Raw genomic sequence first — 19358 nt, 5'->3', positions numbered from 1 at the left:
ATGATAAACAATGAAATAAAAGAAAAAAAAGTTTTAAAAAAACTTGAAAAAAATAAAAAAGTTTCATTAATTGGGTTCGTTTTATTAACGGCGAGTGCAATTGTTGCTTTTTACACTTTCCCGAGTTTATCAACAGCTGGTTGAATCGCAATTATATTTGCTTTTGTAACAGCCTTTTGTTGATTTATTCCAATTGGTATGGCCGCTGCTGAAATGGCAACCATTAAAGGTTGGACCCACGGGGGACTATTTACCTGGGTAAGGAATTTAATTGGTCCACGTGCTGGTTTTTTAGTTACATGATTACAATTTCAAGTAACTTTTGGTTTTGTGGCTATGGTTCTTTTTATCCTATCATCTTTCTCTTTCGGTTTTGCTGGAGGAGCAGGGTATAACTACTTTAATACCCTAAAATTAGGAACAACCTTAAACCAAGCAAGTAGCATAAATTTATCAAAGACATTTAATAGTGGTTCTGCATATGGAATCGCGATTGCTGTTTTATTCGTATTAATTATGCTTTCATTATGGGGACAAAAACGTGTTCACCAAATGGGACAAATTGCTTTAATTATTGGTATTTTATTACCATTCGCAATTGTTTTAGGATTCTCATTCTACACAATTGCTAATCTAGATGACCCTTTATACTACATTGGTAAGTCATTCTTAAAAGAAGGGCATTTATCACCGAATGTAACCGGTTCATCATATGAACTAAATAAAACATTTATGTCATCAACTGTGATGGCATCATTTATGGCTTTTAGTTTTAGTTTACACGGGGTTGAAGTATCTGCGATCGCTTCAAACCGTATGAATAACCCATCTAAACAATATCCACGTGCGATGGCAATTGTGGTAGCAATTGCTTTAATCTGCATCGTTATTGGATCAATTATGATTTCAATGACTGTACCAACATCTACATTATCATTCAACGGAGGACTAGTTCAAACTATAATGTTTAACTTGTCAGTTGGAGGGGTTGATGTTAAACTACCAAACGAAACTGATGCAACACACTTTACGACATTAGCTCACGCTTATGAAGTTGTTGAAAGAGATTACGGAACAGCTGCAGCTAACCAAGTAATGTACCAATACATCTATCATGAATCTCTAAACGATGTATTAGCTGATGCGAATTCACAAGCAGCAGCTGGTCTATTAGTTAAGTCAGATGAATTAGCGAATCCAATTGCTAACCCAAGTCAATTTATTCAAGTCATTGACCGTCCAATTGACCACACAGCAATGCGGGGCTTCCAAACGATTTCATTCTTTACAGGAATTGGGGTTTTAATTGAAGTTTCTGTTTGAATGAGTAATCTATCAACAGGTTTAAATTACGCTATGCGTCAAGCACACTTCCCTAAATGAACAACTTACCAAATTAAGAATGGTTCAGCATTGACTGTAAGTTTCCTATGATTTATTTTATTATCTGGAATTTTTGCAGTATATATGTTCGGGTATAATTCATTATTAGGTTATGAAGGAAAAACAATTACAGATATTTTAGCAAATGAAGGGGTCAACGCTGATGGTGAAAAACTAAACCTATCAACTGCACAATTAGATAATATAAAGGAACAATTCCGAGCAATTTATCACTACGACGCTAATAATACTAAGGCAATTATTTACCACTTTGACTTTAATCATATTTCAAACGAACAAGTACAAAAAGTCATGGACAATATTGCCAACGTTACTGGTTACCAACCAGTGGCTTCAGGGATTCCAGCATCTGTAACAAATATCGGATTTATTTCTAACGTTGTTTCACAAATCTCAATGTACTATATCGGTTACAACATTTTCCTAATCGGATACATTCGTTTTGTGATCAAGGCAAACTACTTGAAACGTTCATTCAGAATTAAACACCGTTGATTACAAATTCTATTAGCTAGTTTAGCAATTGGTGTTAACTCATTTGCAGTGGTAGCGACATATTTACCTGCAGCCCCAGAATTATATCCTGGAGCAACAGCTTACTATGTCTTCATCTCAATTGCATTACCAATGTTCATTTGCACTTTAACATTCGGATTAATGGTGTACCTAATCAATTACATTTGAAACAAGAAGCGTGGTGTCAACTTAAAAGAAATGCCAAACTTATCAAACGTTGATCAAAATGTACTTGATTTAATCAAAAATCCACAATTATATGTAGATGATTACCGATTTGCTGACAAGCAAGCGCGTATTGCGTTTATGAAATATAAATATGAACAATATTTAACACTGAAAAATAAAGATGAATTAAGACGTGCTAATAAGGAATTAGCATACTTAAGTCAAGAATTCGAAAGATCATTCCCAATCGAAATCGAAGAATAGTTATTGCATTTTTGTGATATAATAATTAATTGTATAAAGAAAGAAGTGGAGTTTAGCTCTGCTCACCTGATTTTCGCAAGTGAAGATGGGTATCATGCTTTCAGTCTTATTGAAGTTAATATTATATTAATGAGAATACAAAGATTTTCTTTATACATTGAATAAATAAATAGTAGGAGTTTTAATGAATAAAGCACCAGATACAAGAGATCCTCGTACAAGAGATAACCAAAAACAACCGTTAATTAACGAAAATATTCGTTTCCGTCGAATGATGGTGATTGATGAAAATGGAAATAATCTTGGCGAAATGGATCGTGATCAAGCATTACGATTAGCCAATCAAGCAAACTTAGATTTGGTTTTGATTGCGCGTCGCGAAAACAAACCCGTAGTGAAAATTTTAGATTACGGTAAGTTCCGTTATGAACAAAAACGTAAACAACGTGAAAATCGTAAAAACCAAACAATTACGAAGGTTAAAGAAATCAAGATCAAACCAACTATTGGAGATCACGATTTAAATGTTCGAATTGAAAATGCTAAAAAATGATTAGCGGACAAAGATCATGTTAAATTTGTAATTGTCGCACGTGGTCGTATGGCCTCAAAAATCGATATCATTAATGAAGCTTATCAAAAATTTGCAAGCGCTTTAGAAGGCGTTGGAAACTTTGTGCAAGCAAACAAAAAAATTAATGATATGCGTTATGAAACACTCATTGAACCTCTGAAAAAATAAAAAGGAAAGATAAACATGGCTAAAATTAAACAAAAAACAAAACGTGCAGTTGCCAAACGTTTTAGCGTTACTAAAACAGGTAAACTAAAAAGAAAACACGCATACCGTTCACATTTAGCTTTAGGTCGTTCTACAAAAGCAAAACGTCAATTACGTAAAGACACATTAGTACATGCTAGTGATTCTAAACGTTACGTTCAATGCTTATAGGATAAGGAGAATTTTATGAGAGTAAAAGGTGGAAGTGTTACACGTCAAAGACGTAAAGGTTGATTAAAGAGAGCTGAAGGTTCTTGAGGAACTCGTCATACATCTTTTAAAACCGCTAAACAAACAGTTATTCGTGCAAGTCAATACGCTTACCGAGACCGTCGCAATAAAAAACGTGATTTCAGAAAATTATGAATTTCAAGAATCAATGCTGCGGTTCGTGCGCTTGGATATACTTATTCAGCATTCATGAATGCATTAGTTAAAAACAATGTTATTTCAAAAACTGATAACGCTGGTTTAAACAGAAAAATGCTTTCTGAATTAGCAATTAATAATCATGAAGCATTCGTTAACTTAGTTAACCAAGTAATGGCTAAATAGGCGAATAAAAACATAAAAAGAAGATTGTCCGCGACAATCTTTTTTTATCTATTTGATAATAAAAAAATAAAACCTTGCTATTTAAAAAGGTTTTAGATATAATTATAAAGGTTTTGTTATTGTTAAGATTGCTGATACACCGAAATGAGTTGTCACGTATCAGGTAACTTATTAATAATCAATTCTATGATTCAATTATCATTATCAAATGTGAAAGGAAGACAACAAGTATGAGTCAAGAATTAAACAAGAAAACGAACGCTAAAAAAGAATGACGCATTCGTTTACAATCTTATGATCATAGACTATTAGATGAAACTGTTAAAAAGATCATCGAAATAGCTTCTAAGAAATCAAAGGTAAGAGGACCTATTCCATTACCTACAAAAAAGGAAATTTTTACAATCCTTCGTTCACCACACGTTAATAAGCCAAGTCGTGAACAATTCGAAAGAAGAACACACAAACGTTTATTGATTATTGAAAGTCAAGATGCGAGTACAGGTGCTGAATTAAAACGTCTTAGCATCCCATTCGGTGTTGACGTCAAGATTAAACTTTAATATTATTTGGAGGCTATAAATGAAATCATTATTAGGAACAAAAGTTGGTATGACTCAAGTGTTCAGCGAAGATGGTCAAGCGTTTGCTGCGACTGTTGTTTATGTTGAACCAAACGAAGTTTTAGCAGTTCGTACAAAAGAAAACGATGGCTATGACGCAGTTCAAGTGGGATACCACACTGTAAAAGAAAAAGCATTGAATAAACCACAATTAGGTTTATTTAATAAATTAAACGTTGAACCAAAAAGATATGTTAAAGAATTACGTGATGTGGCTGGAAATGTAGGCGACAAATTAGATGTTAATACTTTTGCTGCTAACGAATTAGTAAATGTGCAAGCAATTACAAAAGGTCACGGATTCACTGGATCAATTAAACGTCACAACTATAGCATGGGTCCAATGGGTCATGGTGCTGGTTATCCTCACCGTTACGTGGGTTCAATCGCATGTGGTCGTGGGGGTTCACAAGCACAACGTGTGTTTAAAGGAACAAAATTACCAGGACATTATGGTCATGAATTAGTAACAATCAAAAACTTATTAGTTTTAGATGTTCGTCCAGAAGAAAATTTAATTTTAATTAAGGGTGCTATCCCAGGACCTAAAGGTTCTTTAGTTACTATTAAATCAGGGACAAAAGAAAACAAAGCAAGTCCAATTGCTATTGTAAATTATTCAAAAACAAATCAAACACAAGCAGAAAAATAGGAGTTAAAAGATGAATAAGATTAAATTACTATCTGTCGATGGGTCATTATTAGATGCTAACTTTGAAGTAACTGCTGATCTATTTGTTGAAGAAGTTCACAAACAAGCAATGTTTGACGTTGTTCTAAGTGAAAACGCAGCAGAACGTCAAGGGACACACTCGACATTAACTAAAGGTGAAGTACGTGGTGGTGGTAAAAAACCATGACGTCAAAAACATACAGGTAAGGCTCGTACAGGGTCAACACGTAACCCACACTGAACTGGTGGGGGTGTTGTCTTTGGACCAAAACCAAACCGTAACTATGCTAAGAAAGTAAACCAAAAAGTACGTTTATTAGCATTCAAATCAGCATTAACTATTAAATTAAACAATCAAGCTTTATATGCTTTAGATGCGAACGCTGCTTTAGAAGTTCCATCAACTAAGAAAATAGTTGAATTCATTAATACAGCTAATTTCCAAGATAAAAAAGTGTTAATTGCTTTAAACGATAAAAACGAAAATATCGCTAAATCAAGTGCAAACTTACAAAAAGTTATTGCTAAAAAATGAAATCAAGTATCTGTGCGAGACGTAATGCATGCTAATGTAGTTGTTGTAGCGCAAGATATGTTAGCTAAGAAATAATAAAGTTGGAGGGATAAAATATGGATATTACAACAATCATCTTACAGCCATATCGAACTGAAAAATCTGAAATGTTAAAATTATCAGAAAAAGAAACTTTAACTTTTTTAGTTGATAAACGTGCTAACAAATACCAAATTCGTGAAGCATTCGAAGCAATCTTCCGTCAAAAACCTGAATCAATTCATACAATCAATCGTGATTCAGTTAAAACAAGAACAGCTTCTCGTAATCCAGGATTTACAAAAGCGAAAAAAATCGCTTACATCACTTTACCAAAAGGTGTAAAGATTGCAATTTCTAGCGAACAAGCTGAAGCTATGAAAAATAGTGAAGCAGCCGTTGAAAAAGCAACTGCAAAACAAGATGTTCAAACAGTTGAATCTTCAGCTGTAAAAACTGTAAAAGAAAGCGTTAAAAAAGCTCCAGCTAAAAAAGCTTCAGCTACAAAAGACGCAAGCAAAACAACAGCTAAAAAAGCTGCAACAAAAAAATAATATAACAGTCGAAAAGCAAATACTTAAATAAGGAGCAAGCAATTATGGCAGTTAAGCGTATTAAAAATCGCTCAAGTGGTAAAAGACAAACAGTTTTAGTTGATTACAAATCTGTTTTAACAACTAACAAGCCTGAAAAGTCTTTACTAACAAACTTGAAATCAAAAGCTGGTCGTAATAATCAAGGGAAGATTACGATTAGACATCACGGTGGAGGTCACAAACGTCAATATCGTATCATTGACTTCAAACGTAACAAAGATAACATTCCCGCAACTGTGAAAACAATCGAATACGATCCAAACCGTACTTCATTCATTTCATTAGTTGTTTATGCAGATGGTGAGAAAAAATACATCATTGCGCCAAAAGGAATTAAAGTTGGCGACAAAATTATTTCAGGAAAAGAAAATGTAGATATCTTTATCGGTAATACATTACCTTTAGAATTAATTCCTGAAGGTACAATTGTTCACAACATTGAATTATATCCTTTAGGTGGTGGACAAGTAGCTCGTAGTGCTGGTGCTGGTGCGCAAATCTTAGGGTTTGACGAAACAAATAAATTTGTATTAGTTAAATTAAACTCTAACGAAGTACGTAAATTCCCCAAAGAATGTCGTGCAACAATCGGTTCAGTATCAAATGACGAACACAACTTGGAAAACTTAGGAAAAGCTGGTCGTTCACGTCACTTAGGTATTAGACCAACAGTTCGTGGTTCTGCAATGAACCCTAATGACCACCCACATGGTGGGGGGGAAGGACGTTCTCCAATTGGGATGGACGCACCTCGTACACCTTGAGGTAAAAGACATATGGGTGTTAAAACTCGTAATAATAAAAAAGCTTCTACGAACTTGATTGTTCGTCGTCGTAAATAATAGTAGAAAGGAACAAACAGGATGTCTAGAAGTGCAAAAAAAGGTGCTTACGCTGAACCTAGTTTATTAGCAAAAGTACAAAAAGCAAATGCTACAGAATCAAAAAAACCAATTAAAACTTGATCACGTCGTAGTCAAATTTTCCCAGAATTCGTTGGTTTAACTTTCGAAGTACACAACGGTAAAGCTTTTATTAAAGTTTATGTAACTGAAGATATGATTGGGCATAAACTGGGAGAATTTGCTCCAACTCGTAATTTCAAAAACCATACTGAAGCTAAACGTTAAGCAAGAAAGGATACTAATATATGACTACTCAAGTAAAACAAAACAATATTCGTATTTCTGCTCGTAAAGCGAAATTGGTAATTGATTTAATTCGTAATAAACCAGTTAACGAAGCATTACGAATCTTAAATAACACAAACAAAAAGTTTGCTCCCATCGTAGCTAAATTATTGAAATCAGCTATTGCTAATGTGGAACACAACTCTAAAGATATGGATCCAACACAACTTTATGTTTATAAAATTGTTGCTAACCAAGGTCCAACATTAAAACGTATGTTGCCTCGTGCTAAGGGTGCAGCAGACCGTATCAAAAAACGTACAACTCACTTAGTTATTACGTTATCAGATGATAAAAATGAAAAAATCACTGAACAACAAGCAATTAAAGAACGTTTAGCAAAACGTAAACAAAACAAAACAGGAACAACTTGCAAAACTGTGCAAGAACCTGTTAAAACAGTTTCAGTTGACGAACAAGAATTAGCAAAACGTGAACAACAAGTATTAAAAGTTGTTGAACCAACAGAAGTTAGTGAAGCAGACAAAGCAAAAGGTATCAAAGCACCAGTTATTGAAACTGAAAACATTATTATTTCAATGACAAAGAAAAATGCTTTAGCTTTATTTGAAAACCCAGAAAAGAATGTTGTTTTCTACAAAGTGACACCTACTAACCCAGTAAAACGTGTAATCGTTTATGCTGTAGCGCCAGAAAAGAAAGTGTTAGGAGAATTCGACTTAGAATCGATTGATATCGGAGCACCTTCAACAATCTGAAGAAAATACAACAAACAATCTGTTTTAGTTAAAAAAGAATTTGATACTTATTTTGTTGAAAGCAAGAAGGCACACGCCATGATTGCATCTCGTACATTTAAATACCGTACACCTAAAAAATTATCAGATTACAACATGAAAAAGGGTCCGAGTGGATTCCAATATTTAAAATAATATAAAGGAGAAAATTATTCATGGGTCAAAAAGTCAATCCAAATGGTTTAAGATTTGGTGTTAATAAACAATGATTATCTCGTTGAGTGCCGATTGATGAAGCACAAATGGGACAATGATTAATTGAAGATGATAAGATTCGTACTTATATTACTTCAAAATATAAAAACGCTGTAATTGATCATATCGAAATCGAACGTGATCAACAACGTGTTCATGTTTACGTATATGCTGTGCAAGTAGGGTTATTAATTGGTACAGAAGCTAGCGAAAAGAAATTAATTGAATTAGCAATTAACAAAATCGTTGGCCGTAAAAAAATTGTTTCACTAAAAGTTATCGAAGTTCAAACACCAGAATTACAAGCTGCTATTGTAGCGCGTGAAATTGCTGACGCAATTGAAAACCGTGTTTCATTCAGAATTGCGCAAAAATTAGCAATTAAAAAAGTTTTAAAAGCTGGTGCTAAAGGTATTAAAACGAAAGTTTCAGGGCGTTTAGGTGGAGTTGAAATGGCTCGTGTGGAAGGTTATAATCACGGATTATTAACCTTACATACATTACGTGCAGATATCGACTACGCTTTAGCTGAAGCACATACAACTTATGGTATTATCGGTGTTAAAGTTTGAATTAACCGTGGTGAATTGTTTACTGATCGTTTAGTTAACAACGTAGAACACGCTGCTAAATTAAATAACAACAAACAATCAAAACCTCGTCGTAACTTCAAACCTCGTAATAACAGCGAATCAAAACCACGAGCATCACACAAAAAAGAAAGCCCAAGTGCTTAGTAAAGGAGATTATTAAATTATGTTACAACCAAAAAGAACAAAATTTCGTAAACCTCACAAAGTAAGTTACGAGGGTAAAGCCAAAGGAAACAAAAAAGTAGATTTTGGTGAATACGGATTAATGGCTTTAAGCGGTGCTTGAATTGACGCACGTCAAATCGAAGCAGCTCGTATTGCTATTTCAAAACGTTTACAAAAAACAGGAAAAATGTGAATTCGTATCTTCCCACACATGTCATTAACGAAAAAACCGTTAGAAGTACGTATGGGTTCTGGAAAGGGTTCACCAGAAAAATGAGTAGCAGTTGTTAAAGAAGGAACAGTAATGTTTGAAGTAGCAAATATTCCAGTTCCATTGATGCGCGAAGCATTAAGAGCAGCTGGTAACAAACTACCAATTAAAGTAAAAATTGTTAAAAAGGAGTTAAGTCATGAGTAGTGTTGCAAAAGATTTAGCCAAAAAAACATCAGCAGAATTACAAAAAATCGTAACTGATTTAAAAGCTCGTTTATTAGAGTTACGTTTTGCTGCTGCTAATGGTGAAAACGAAAAAACGCATAACGTTAAAGAAATTCGTCGTACGATCGCTCGTGCTTTGACAATTTTAACTGAACGTGAAATGACATTAGAACTTCAAGATCAAGGAGTGTTAACTGATGGTAAGAAATAGTCATCGTAAAGTTTTAGAAGGTGTTGTTACATCTGATAAAATGCAAAAAACTGTAACAGTAAGTGTCGAATCAAAAAGCTTACACCCGATTTATAAGAAATTAGTAATTTCACACAAAAAATACCATGCTCATAATGAAAATGATGATGCAAAAATGGGAGACCGTGTACAAATTACTGAAACTCGTAAATTGAGTGCGACAAAAAACTGAAGAGTTAGCAAAATTCTTGAAAGAGCGCGTTAGTAATATAGGAGGTTATAATTATGATTCAACATATGTCAAGATTAGAAGTTGCTGATAATACTGGCGCAAAAGTTCTTGGTGTCATCAAAGTATTAGGCGGTTCTAAACGTCGTTATGCATCAGTTGGAGACATCATCATTGGTTCTATTAAAAAAGCAACCCCAGGTGGAATTGTTTCTAAAGGACAAATGGTTAAAGCAACAATTGTGCGAACTAAAAAAGCAATTCGTCGTCCAAACGGTGCATGATTAAAATTCGATGAAAATGCATGCGTTATTATTAAAGACGATAAAACACCACGTGGTTCACGGATCTTTGGACCAGTAGCAAGAGAAGTACGGGATGCAGGTTTTGTGAAAATCGCTTCACTTGCTCCAGAAGTTTTATAGAAAGGAGATACTTACATGAATCGAATTAGAAAAGGAGATAGTGTTATTGTTATCTCTGGTAAACATAAACAAAAAACAGGAATTGTAATTTCAGTTGATCCTAAAAACGAAACTGCGATTGTTGAAGGTGTTAATAAAGTTAAAAAACACCAAAAGAAAGATCAAACACACGAACAAAGTGGAATTTTAGAAAAAGAAGCGCCAATTCGTCTTTGCAAATTAGCCGTTCTTGAAACGAAGGGTAAAGACAAAGGGAAGCCAACAAAAATCAGCTTTGAATTCAATAAAGAAAATAAAAAAGTACGTGTTGCTCGAAAAACACGTTCTGAATTAGAAACGAAAAAATAAGGAGGAGTAATTGATGTCATTTTTAAAAGAGCTATACAACAAAACTGTTGCGCCTAATTTACAAAAAGAATTTGCTTACTCTTCTGTAATGCAAATCCCAAAAGTTGAAAAAATTATTATTAATGCTGGGATTGGAAACGCTGTGGCTGATGCTAAAAATTTAGAAGCAGCTGCAAACGAATTATTGTTAATTACAGGTCAAAAACCCGTTTTAACAAAAGCTAAAAATTCAATCGCTACATTCAAACTACGTAAAGGACAAGCGATTGGTGCGAAAGTAACTTTACGTGGAGTAAAAATGTGAGCTTTCATGGAAGTTTTATTCAACATTGCTTTACCACGTGTGCGTGACTTCAAAGGGATTTCAAATAAATCATTTGATGGACGTGGAAATTACACTTTAGGAATTAAAGAACAAATTATTTTCCCACAAGTGGTTTATGACGATGTGAAATCAGTTCGTGGTTTCGATGTTACATTTGTAACTACGGCAAACACGGATGAAGAAGCTCGTGCTTTATTATTAGGTTTAGGTGCGCCTTTCCAAAAACAAAAAGGAGTTAAATAGTTATGGCTAAAAAATCATTAATTGCAAAACAATTAAAACACCAAAAATTTGAAGTACGTAACTATACACGTTGCTTACGTTGCGGAAGAGTACACGCTGTTATGCGTAAATTTAAAGTATGTCGTTTATGCTTTAGATCATTAGCATATAGTGGATCTATTCCTGGTGTTAAGAAAGCATCTTGATAAGAGGAGGATTTAGAAAATATGTTATACGATCCAATTGCTGAATTAATTACGAAAATTAATAACGGCCGTCGTGCGGTTAAACAAGACGTAATTGTTCCCACTTCAAAATTAAAAACAGCTATTTTAAAACTGTTGGAAGCCGAAGGATATATTAAAGGTTTTGAAAACAAACTTTCAGCTGATAAAAAACCAATTACTATTATCAAGTTGAAATACAAAAACCAAACTTCTTCTATCAACGGATTTAAACAAATCTCAAAACCAGGTTTAAGAATTTATTCTAAATACCAAGAGCTTCCTAAGGTATTAAATGGTTTAGGAGTAGCAATTATATCAACTTCTAAAGGTGTAATTAGCGATAAACAAGCAAGAAAGGAACAAACAGGTGGTGAAGTAATCGCCTACGTTTGATAAGGTATTTCAAATATGTCTCGTATCGGAAATAGATTATTACAAGTTCCAAGTACTGTGAGTGTCAATGTTAAAGAAAACGAAGTTATCCTTTCAGGTAACAACCAAACTTTAACAGTGGCTTTTCCAAGCGATGTTATTAGTGTAAAGTTTGAAAACCAAACACTAAAAGTAACACGTGCAAACGATGAAAAACAATCTCGTATGTACCACGGAACAGTTAATGCTAATTTAAACAACGCTATTGTTGGTTTAACAACAGGTTGAAAAAAAGAATTAGATATTAAAGGTGTTGGTTTCAAAGCTAAAGTTGAAGCTAACAAACTAAATTTAGGATTAGGTTTCTCACACCCAATTATTTTGGATATTCCTAAAAATTTAAATATTAGCACACCAAGCCAAACTGAAATTGTGATTGCGGGTGCTGATAAAGCAGCTGTCGGAGCGTTCGCTGCCACTATTCGTGGCTACAGACCACCTGAACCATATAAAGGTAAAGGTGTGATGTACAAAAACGAACACATTATCCGTAAAGCTGGTAAAACAGCAGATAAGAAGAAATAGGAGTTTAAGTAAATTATGAAAAGAATTAATTTTAGTCGTAATTATAAGAGAACACTTCGTGCTCGTCGAATTGTGAAAAAAATTCGTGCATTACAACTTTATGAACAACGTCCTGTTTTAGTTGTAAATAAAACAAATGCACATATCTGAGTACAATTGATCGATTACAACACAAATAAAACACTAGCTTCATCATCTTCTTTAGCTTTAAAACTAGTTAATGGTAACAAAGAAAATGCAGCCAAAGTTGGCGCAGACATCGCTAAAAAAGCAACTGCGTTAAACATTAAGAGCGTTATTTTTAATAAAAACGGTAATGAATTTCACGGTCGGATTAAAGCATTAGCTGACGCTGCACGTGAACATGGTTTAGAATTTTAAGAGGAGGAGAGTCATTTATGTTAGATACTAATAACCAAACAACTAATAACGAAGTTATTGAAAACGAAAATGTAGCTGAAAAAGCAACAACAAAAACTCACAAACCTCGTCGTACAAATTTTAAACGTGCTGAACAAACAGTAAGTCCGTATGAAGAACGTGTAGTTAACATTAAGAGAATTTCAAAAACAACAAAAGGTGGACGTATGATGCGTTTCAGTGCTTTAGTTGTTATTGGCGATAAAAAAGGAACAGTGGGTTATGGAATGGGTAAATCAAACGAAGTTCCAGATGCAATTAAAAAAGCTATCAAAAACGCTCACAATAACTTAGTAAAAGTTAAACAAACTAAGAATGGTTCAGTTTACCACGATGTTTACGGACGTCATGGTGCTTCAAAAGTTATGTTATTACCTGCACCTCAAGGTACAGGGATTATTGCCGGAGGATCTGTACGGGCTGTTATCGAATTAGCAGGATTTACAGATATCTATACAAAATCACGTGGTTCAAATACAGCAATGAACGTTATTCGTGCAACAATCGATGGTTTAACAAAACAAATTAAACCAAGCGAAATTGCAAGACTTCGTGATAAAGATGTTAAAGATTTATAGGAGGTTTGATCATGGAATTATCAAATTTACAATATACGCCAAAATCACGTAATCACAAAGAAAAACGTGTAGGTCGTGGACACGGTTCAGGTCTTGGTAAAACAAGTGGTCGTGGACAAGATGGTCAAAAAGCTCGTAAATCTGGACAAGTTCGTTTAGCTTTTGAAGGGGGTCAAACACCTCTTTACCGTCGTACGCCAAAAGTTGGTTTCAGCAACTATAATTTTAAAAAACAATTTAATGTTATTAGCTTACACCAATTATCATTGATTACAGACGCGTTAAAAGCTAAAAAAGGCTTAAGCGAAGATTTTGTTTATGACTTAGCATTCTTTAATGATCATGGGTTAATTAAAAACGCTCAATGACCTATTAAAATTATTGGCAACAATGATGTTATTCAAAACACAAAAGTTTATGCTCATGTATTCTCAAAAGGTGCACGAGCAAGTATTGAAAAAAATCAGTCAGAAGCTATCACTTTAGATAAATAATTAATTTATTAATTATTTATTTTTTCAATTTTTAGGAGTTTTTTATGAAAGTAAAAAGTAATAAAAAACAAAGTATCAAACGCTTTTTTGCGATCTTTACAAACAAAAAAGTGTTAGTGGCCATTGCTGTTACTTTGTCGATCTTAATTCTATTTCGAATTGGATCAATTGTGCCGATGCCATATATTAAGATTAATGGTAGCTTAAACCAACAGGGTTCATTCTTTGCTATCATGAACCTTTTAGGTGGTGGAGGGTTATCGCAATTCTCAATCTTTGCGATTGGGATAGGCCCGTATATTACTGCACAAATTATTATGCAATTATTATCCACCGAACTCATTCCACCTTTATTTAAATTAGCAAAATCAGGGGAAAGAGGACGGAAAAAAATGGAGGTAATTACGCGTTTAGTTACCCTTCCATTAGCTATTATGCAAGCGGTTGTGATTATTAATCTATTATCACAAAGAAGCGAGTTCGTAACTATTGTGAATGCTCCGTTTGCGATTAATTCGCCCCTTTTCTATGTCACTTTCATCTTTTTAATGGTGGCAGGAACTTACGTTTCGTTATTCCTAGCCGATATTATTTCAAAAAAAGGTGTTGGGAACGGAATTACCTTATTAATTCTGACTGGAATTATTGCGAATTTATTTAATCAATTTAACGGTGTCTTTAACCGTATGGGTGCTTTAACACCTGATGTAGCTAAAAAAGTTATCGGCTTTATTCTTTATGTTGTTTTCTATTTATTAATCTTATTTGGAGTTACTTTTATTAACAGTGCAACTCGTAAGATTCCTATTCAACAAACAGGTCAAGCTTTGATTAGTGATTACGAAAAGCTACCATTCTTGCCCATTAAGATTATGACCGCAGGGGTCATGCCTGTGATCTTCGCTTCTTCACTTTTAGCTATTCCAGCGCAAGTTAGCGAATTCTTAGATAAGGAAGCTAATGGGTATTACATTATTCAAAACTATTTCATTGTTGATTCATGAACTGGTTTAGGGATATATGTCATTTTAATTATTTTGTTTACCTTCTTCTTCTCATACGTTCAATTAAATCCTCCGCGTATTGCGGAAGATTTAAAAAAATCAGGTCGGTTCATTCCGGGTGTAAAAGTTGGTTTACAAACAGAGAATCACATTAGTAAAGTGATTTTTAGAATTAATTGAACAGGTGCCATTTTACTAGCTGCACTAGCTGCGCTACCACATTTAGTGGCGCTGATTGCAAAAACAATTAATAACAATCAACCTGTGATTGCTTCATCGCATATCTTTGGTGGAACATCTTTAATTATTATGGTTTCAGCCACTTTAGAATTGTGAAATGCAATTAAATCAACGGCGACATCGTCAACATATTCATACCAACGACAAGCCATTGAAAATAACTTGCAATCTAATAATGATGCAAGTAAATCACAAATTTGATAGGAGTATTATGAAATTATTATTTTTAGGTCCCCCAGGTTCTGGGAAAGGATCAATTAGTAGTTTGTTAATTGATCAATATCAGTTTGAACATGTTTCAACAGGAAATTTATTCCGAGCACTATTCAAACGTAATGACGATTTTGCCAAAGAAGTGCAAAACATCATTGACCAAGGTTTATTAGTTCCTGATGAAGTAACAAACAAAATTGCCCACCAAGCGATTGATCCGCTGTTAAAAAACCAAGCTGATTTTATTTTAGATGGTTGACCACGGACAATTAATCAGGCGCAAGACTGTACTGCTTATATGCAATTAGATCATGTGATTTATTTTGATATCCCTGAAGATGTGTTAATCAAACGAATTACTGGTCGTTATTCATGCACTGCGTGTCCAGCGGTTTATAATATATTTTATAACCCACCAAAAAAAGAGTTGATTTGTGATAATTGCCAACACCCGTTAATGCAACGGGGAGATGACAACAAAACATCACTAAATATTCGTATGCAACAATTTAAAAAATTAACTTTACCGATTGTTGAATATTACGAAAAAGTTGGTTTATTAGTTCGTGTAAACGCTAATCAACCATTGGAATTAGTTTACGAAGAGGTCTTAAAAATTATTAAGAAAAAATAAAATATGCAAATTTATATTAAAACCCCCGAAGATATTCAAAATATTAAACAAGCTATTAGTATTTGAAGAAAAGCCAAACAAGCTATTTTAGATAACGTCCGTGTCGGAATTAGTTTGTTAGAATTAGATGCGATTGCTAACCAAGCCATTGTCCAAGCAAATGGTGTGAGTGCATTCAAGGATTATCTTGGTTTTAAACATCATATTTGTATTTCAGTGAATGAGTGCGTCATTCATGGAGTCCCAACCAACTACACCCTAAAAAGTGGAGACAAGGTCACATTTGATATTGGTGTCAAATATAATGAACGTTACTGTGATGCGGCGTTCACAGTCATTGTTGACAACGCAAATGTGGAAGCACAAAAAATTTCAGATGTTTGCTTATTAGCAATTTATGAAGCAGTTAAGATGATTAAACCAGGCGTAACGAATTTTGATGTGGCGCGCACTATTAACAAATTCGTTCGTCAACATGGTTATTATCTTCTAGAAGATTTTACAGGGCACGGATGTGGCGTTCAGATTCACGAAGAACCCGCTATGCCCAACTATGTTAGCTATATGCAATTTCGTGAAGAGAAACTAGAAGAGAATATGGTTTTATGTTTAGAACCAATGATCATGACTAAAAGTAAAGCATACTACATTGATCCGCTTGATCAATGAAGTGTAAAAGCAAAAAATAAACTATTAACTGCGCACTGAGAACATATGGTATTAGTGACCAAAGACGGGTGTGAAATTCTCACACTAGATGAATAACATAAAAGGAAGTAATATGTCAGACACACAAAAATTAAAAATGATTGGACGCATCACAGAAGTGCTGCAAGGTGGTAATTTTAAGGTTGAACTTGATAACAAGATTATCATTAATGCCCATGTGTCAGGTAAAATGCGAGTACATAAAATCAATATTTTACCGGGCGACATGGTCGATGTCGAATTAAGTCCATATGACTTAACGCGAGGTCGTATAATTTACCGTCATAAATAATTAAACATACGAAAGGAACTTTTTATGAAAGTTAGAGCTTCAGTAAAAACAATTTGCAACAAGTGCAAAATTGTGAAACGATCAAATATAGTACGTGTGATTTGTGCCAACCCTAAGCACAAACAACGTCAAGGTTAGGAAAGGATTAATATGGCAAGAATTTTAGGAGTAGACATTCCGAATGATAAACGTGTAGTGATTTCTTTAACTTACATCTTTGGAATCGGTTTATCAACATCAAAGAAAATTTTAGCGCAAGCTAACATTAGCGAAGATAAACGTGTTAAAGATTTAAGCGAAGAAGAAATTGCTGCAATTCGTAAAACAGCTTTATCGTTTGTTGACTACAATGGCGACAAGCTGTTACTAGAAGGTGATTTACGTAAAGAAATCGCAATGAACATTAAACGATTAATGGAAATTGGATCATATCGTGGTATGCGTCACCGTCGTGGTTTACCAACTCGTGGACAACGTACACGTACAAATGCACGTACACGTAAGGGACCAAGAAAAACAGTGGCTAACAAAAAAATTGAGTCTAAATAATAAATAAGGAGCAACATAATGGCTAAAAAGAAAAAATTAAGTTTTAGTAACGGGATTGCTCATATCCACACTACTAAAAACAACACGATCATTAGTATAACTGATGAACAAGGACAAGTAATTTCTTGAGCATCATCAGGTTCAAGTGGTTATAAAGGGGCGAAAAAGAAAACTCCTTTCTCAGCTGGAGTTGCTGCAGAAAACGCAGCAAAAGCAGCAATTGAAATGGGCTTAAAATCAATTGAAGTACATGTTAATGGTACAGGTGCTTCACGTGATACAGCAATTCGTAGTTTAAGCGCTGCAGGGTTAACTGTTTCAAAAATTAAGGATGTAACACCGATTCCCCACAACGGTTGCCGTCCACCTAAAAAACCAAGATAATGCACAATTTATTATCGTTATTAATTCGTTAAGGAGATCACGATGCAAAAATTTTTAAAATATAATATCACTATCCCAACGATAGAACAAGAAGATCAATCAAAAGCACGTGTGATCATTGAACCACTAGAAGTTGGCTATGGACACACATTAGGTAATGCTTTACGTCGGATCTGCTTGTCTTCTATTCCGGGTGCGGCTATGTTTGCAGTTAAGTTTGCAAACCACCCCCATGAATTTGAAACAATTGTTGGTGTAAAAGAAGATATCACAAACATTATTCTGAATTTAAAATCATTAGCGATCACAATTGATACTAATATGTTTAATGAAGAATACTTTAATAGTTTAATTATCGACAGATGACCAAAGATGGTAATTAACTTCCAAGGTCCTGGTGTTGTTACAGCTAATGACATCATTACGCCTGTTGGTTTTGAAATTATTAACAAGGATTTAGTCATTGCTGAAGTGACAGAAAAAATTAATTTCCAAGTTGATATTTACGCCAAATTAGGTCGTGGACGTGTGGACTTTGCAACTAACAAAGATTGCATTTCAACACTTCACATTATCCCTACAGATTCAAACTATTCACCAGTATTACATTACAAATACGATGTACAAACAGTGAAGGATTCGAAATATTCAAACTCTGAGATCTTAACGATTGATATTGCTACTAATGGAACTATTTCAGGTGCTGATGCCTTAGCAATCAGTGCTAAAATTCTACAAGAACACTTAACACCAATCATTAACATTAATGAACGGATTAATGAATTAGTAGTAACTAAGGAAAAAGAACAAGAAGAAAAGAAAACGTCTTCAAGTATCCCAATTGATGATTTGGAATTATCAGTTCGTGCTTATAATGCCTTAAAACAAAGTGGGATCAATTCGACAAGTGAACTTATTGAAATGAATAAATGAACACTTGAGAAAATTAAGAATTTAGGTCGTAAATCAGTTCTAGAAATCATTGAAAAATTAAAAGAACACGGTCTAGAATTAAAAAACGATTAAGAGGAGATTTTTATGAGTTACATTAATAAACCTGGAAAAACGCGATCATGAAGAAAAATGGTTACGCGCCAACAAGTGTCTGATGTAATTAGCCACGGTTCTATTGTTACAACAAAAACCAAAGCTAAAGAAACACAACGTCACGTTGATCACATCATCACTTTAGCAAAGAAAAATACACTAGCTTCACGTCGTGCAGCAGCTGCTATTTTATTGCGTACAAACGAACACACTGTAGATGAACTATTAGCAAAACTATTTAATGAATTAAATCATAAATATAAAGACCGTGCTGGTGGTTACACACGAGTTGTTAAATTAGGTTCTCGTTTATCTGATAATACTGAAGAAGCTGTATTAGCTTTAGTATAAGAATAAATAAATACCAAAAAAAGCAAGGAAGAAACAATCTAATGATTG

The 19358-nt window shown here is 34.1% G+C and carries 32 protein-coding genes and 1 pseudogene; all 33 read left to right on the top strand.

The features are described 5' to 3' along the window. Complete coding sequence (locus OF376_RS01380; RefSeq protein ID WP_263821733.1) at nt 1–2352, top strand: APC family permease; 2352 nt, start codon at nt 1–3, stop codon at nt 2350–2352. 184 nt (nt 2353–2536) lie between these two features. Then, nucleotides 2537–3094 (top strand): translation initiation factor IF-3, encoded by a 558-nt coding sequence (infC, locus tag OF376_RS01375; RefSeq protein ID WP_263821732.1) that lies wholly within the window; start codon nt 2537–2539, stop codon nt 3092–3094. A gap of 15 nt (nt 3095–3109) precedes the next feature. Then, nucleotides 3110–3304 (top strand): 50S ribosomal protein L35, encoded by a 195-nt coding sequence (rpmI, locus tag OF376_RS01370; RefSeq protein ID WP_263821731.1) that lies wholly within the window; start codon nt 3110–3112, stop codon nt 3302–3304. 15 nt (nt 3305–3319) lie between these two features. After that, entirely contained in the window at nt 3320–3688 is a 369-nt protein-coding gene (gene rplT, locus OF376_RS01365) for a 50S ribosomal protein L20 (protein WP_263821730.1), read from the top strand. A 230-nt stretch (nt 3689–3918) separates the two neighbouring features. After that, complete coding sequence (gene rpsJ / locus OF376_RS01360; protein ID WP_263821729.1) at nt 3919–4251, top strand: 30S ribosomal protein S10; 333 nt, start codon at nt 3919–3921, stop codon at nt 4249–4251. 19 nt (nt 4252–4270) lie between these two features. Next, nucleotides 4271–4963 (top strand): 50S ribosomal protein L3, encoded by a 693-nt coding sequence (gene rplC / locus OF376_RS01355; protein WP_263821728.1) that lies wholly within the window; start codon nt 4271–4273, stop codon nt 4961–4963. A 10-nt stretch (nt 4964–4973) separates the two neighbouring features. Continuing rightward, nucleotides 4974–5594, top strand: a complete 621-nt coding sequence (rplD, locus tag OF376_RS01350; protein ID WP_263821727.1) for a 50S ribosomal protein L4 — start codon at nt 4974–4976, stop codon at nt 5592–5594. Between the two features lie 20 nt (nt 5595–5614). Then, nucleotides 5615–5914: pseudogene (rplW, locus tag OF376_RS03185) on the top strand (50S ribosomal protein L23); the annotation flags it as partial. A gap of 221 nt (nt 5915–6135) precedes the next feature. Then, entirely contained in the window at nt 6136–6975 is an 840-nt protein-coding gene (gene rplB / locus OF376_RS01340) for a 50S ribosomal protein L2 (RefSeq protein ID WP_263821726.1), read from the top strand. A gap of 21 nt (nt 6976–6996) precedes the next feature. Then, on the top strand, nt 6997–7263 hold the full coding sequence (gene rpsS, locus OF376_RS01335) for a 30S ribosomal protein S19 (protein ID WP_263817680.1): 267 nt from the start codon (nt 6997–6999) through the stop codon (nt 7261–7263). Nucleotides 7264–7283: 20 nt separating this feature from the next. Continuing rightward, nucleotides 7284–8216 (top strand): 50S ribosomal protein L22, encoded by a 933-nt coding sequence (rplV, locus tag OF376_RS03195; RefSeq protein ID WP_416906728.1) that lies wholly within the window; start codon nt 7284–7286, stop codon nt 8214–8216. A 20-nt stretch (nt 8217–8236) separates the two neighbouring features. After that, the gene (rpsC, locus tag OF376_RS01325) at nt 8237–9013 is read left to right on the top strand and encodes a 30S ribosomal protein S3 (protein ID WP_263821725.1); all 777 of its coding nucleotides are present in this window, start codon (nt 8237–8239) and stop codon (nt 9011–9013) included. Nucleotides 9014–9032: 19 nt separating this feature from the next. Then, on the top strand, nt 9033–9452 hold the full coding sequence (gene rplP, locus OF376_RS01320; RefSeq protein ID WP_263821724.1) for a 50S ribosomal protein L16: 420 nt from the start codon (nt 9033–9035) through the stop codon (nt 9450–9452). Continuing rightward, the gene (rpmC, locus tag OF376_RS01315) at nt 9445–9684 is read left to right on the top strand and encodes a 50S ribosomal protein L29 (protein WP_263817683.1); all 240 of its coding nucleotides are present in this window, start codon (nt 9445–9447) and stop codon (nt 9682–9684) included. Before rplP ends, rpmC begins: the two co-directional genes overlap by 8 nt. Next, the gene (gene rpsQ / locus OF376_RS01310) at nt 9671–9928 is read left to right on the top strand and encodes a 30S ribosomal protein S17 (protein WP_263817684.1); all 258 of its coding nucleotides are present in this window, start codon (nt 9671–9673) and stop codon (nt 9926–9928) included. The genes rpmC and rpsQ overlap by 14 nt, the downstream gene beginning before the upstream one ends. 20 nt (nt 9929–9948) lie before the next feature. Then, entirely contained in the window at nt 9949–10317 is a 369-nt protein-coding gene (gene rplN, locus OF376_RS01305) for a 50S ribosomal protein L14 (RefSeq protein ID WP_263821723.1), read from the top strand. 15 nt (nt 10318–10332) lie between these two features. After that, the gene (gene rplX, locus OF376_RS01300; protein ID WP_263821722.1) at nt 10333–10665 is read left to right on the top strand and encodes a 50S ribosomal protein L24; all 333 of its coding nucleotides are present in this window, start codon (nt 10333–10335) and stop codon (nt 10663–10665) included. A 13-nt stretch (nt 10666–10678) separates the two neighbouring features. After that, nucleotides 10679–11233: a 50S ribosomal protein L5 gene (gene rplE / locus OF376_RS01295; RefSeq protein WP_263821721.1), complete on the top strand. Its 555-nt coding sequence runs from the start codon at nt 10679–10681 to the stop codon at nt 11231–11233. A 2-nt stretch (nt 11234–11235) separates the two neighbouring features. Beyond that, complete coding sequence (locus OF376_RS01290) at nt 11236–11421, top strand: type Z 30S ribosomal protein S14 (protein ID WP_263817687.1); 186 nt, start codon at nt 11236–11238, stop codon at nt 11419–11421. Nucleotides 11422–11439: 18 nt separating this feature from the next. Next, nucleotides 11440–11835, top strand: a complete 396-nt coding sequence (gene rpsH, locus OF376_RS01285) for a 30S ribosomal protein S8 (protein WP_263821720.1) — start codon at nt 11440–11442, stop codon at nt 11833–11835. Between the two features lie 12 nt (nt 11836–11847). Continuing rightward, the gene (gene rplF / locus OF376_RS01280) at nt 11848–12396 is read left to right on the top strand and encodes a 50S ribosomal protein L6 (protein WP_263821719.1); all 549 of its coding nucleotides are present in this window, start codon (nt 11848–11850) and stop codon (nt 12394–12396) included. A 15-nt stretch (nt 12397–12411) separates the two neighbouring features. Continuing rightward, nucleotides 12412–12777: a 50S ribosomal protein L18 gene (rplR, locus tag OF376_RS01275; protein ID WP_263817690.1), complete on the top strand. Its 366-nt coding sequence runs from the start codon at nt 12412–12414 to the stop codon at nt 12775–12777. Nucleotides 12778–12794: 17 nt separating this feature from the next. After that, the gene (gene rpsE / locus OF376_RS01270; protein WP_263821718.1) at nt 12795–13394 is read left to right on the top strand and encodes a 30S ribosomal protein S5; all 600 of its coding nucleotides are present in this window, start codon (nt 12795–12797) and stop codon (nt 13392–13394) included. 11 nt (nt 13395–13405) lie between these two features. Further along, nucleotides 13406–13888, top strand: a complete 483-nt coding sequence (gene rplO / locus OF376_RS01265; RefSeq protein ID WP_263821717.1) for a 50S ribosomal protein L15 — start codon at nt 13406–13408, stop codon at nt 13886–13888. Between the two features lie 44 nt (nt 13889–13932). Continuing rightward, nucleotides 13933–15336, top strand: a complete 1404-nt coding sequence (secY, locus tag OF376_RS01260) for a preprotein translocase subunit SecY (protein WP_263821716.1) — start codon at nt 13933–13935, stop codon at nt 15334–15336. A 7-nt stretch (nt 15337–15343) separates the two neighbouring features. After that, nucleotides 15344–15979 carry an adenylate kinase family protein gene (locus tag OF376_RS01255; protein WP_263821715.1) on the top strand — a complete coding sequence of 212 codons (636 nt, stop codon included), beginning with the start codon at nt 15344–15346 and terminating at the stop codon, nt 15977–15979. 3 nt (nt 15980–15982) lie between these two features. Then, nucleotides 15983–16744 carry a type I methionyl aminopeptidase gene (gene map, locus OF376_RS01250; protein WP_263821714.1) on the top strand — a complete coding sequence of 254 codons (762 nt, stop codon included), beginning with the start codon at nt 15983–15985 and terminating at the stop codon, nt 16742–16744. A gap of 16 nt (nt 16745–16760) precedes the next feature. Beyond that, nucleotides 16761–16979: a translation initiation factor IF-1 gene (gene infA, locus OF376_RS01245; RefSeq protein ID WP_263817696.1), complete on the top strand. Its 219-nt coding sequence runs from the start codon at nt 16761–16763 to the stop codon at nt 16977–16979. Nucleotides 16980–17003: 24 nt separating this feature from the next. Then, on the top strand, nt 17004–17117 hold the full coding sequence (gene rpmJ / locus OF376_RS01240) for a 50S ribosomal protein L36 (protein WP_263817697.1): 114 nt from the start codon (nt 17004–17006) through the stop codon (nt 17115–17117). A 12-nt stretch (nt 17118–17129) separates the two neighbouring features. Continuing rightward, complete coding sequence (rpsM, locus tag OF376_RS01235) at nt 17130–17528, top strand: 30S ribosomal protein S13 (RefSeq protein WP_263817698.1); 399 nt, start codon at nt 17130–17132, stop codon at nt 17526–17528. Nucleotides 17529–17546: 18 nt separating this feature from the next. Then, entirely contained in the window at nt 17547–17912 is a 366-nt protein-coding gene (rpsK, locus tag OF376_RS01230) for a 30S ribosomal protein S11 (protein ID WP_263821713.1), read from the top strand. 42 nt (nt 17913–17954) lie between these two features. Beyond that, the gene (rpoA, locus tag OF376_RS01225; RefSeq protein ID WP_263821712.1) at nt 17955–18938 is read left to right on the top strand and encodes a DNA-directed RNA polymerase subunit alpha; all 984 of its coding nucleotides are present in this window, start codon (nt 17955–17957) and stop codon (nt 18936–18938) included. Between the two features lie 12 nt (nt 18939–18950). Then, complete coding sequence (rplQ, locus tag OF376_RS01220) at nt 18951–19310, top strand: 50S ribosomal protein L17 (protein ID WP_263821711.1); 360 nt, start codon at nt 18951–18953, stop codon at nt 19308–19310. Nucleotides 19311–19358 lie beyond the last annotated feature (48 nt).

The sequence above is a fragment of the Ureaplasma miroungigenitalium genome (genome assembly GCF_025780085.1).
GTDB classification, from domain to species: Bacteria; Bacillota_I; Bacilli_A; order Mycoplasmatales; family Mycoplasmoidaceae; genus Ureaplasma; species Ureaplasma miroungigenitalium.
Note: the sequence above shows the minus strand (reverse complement) of the source record. Positions and strands in the feature narration are given on the sequence as shown.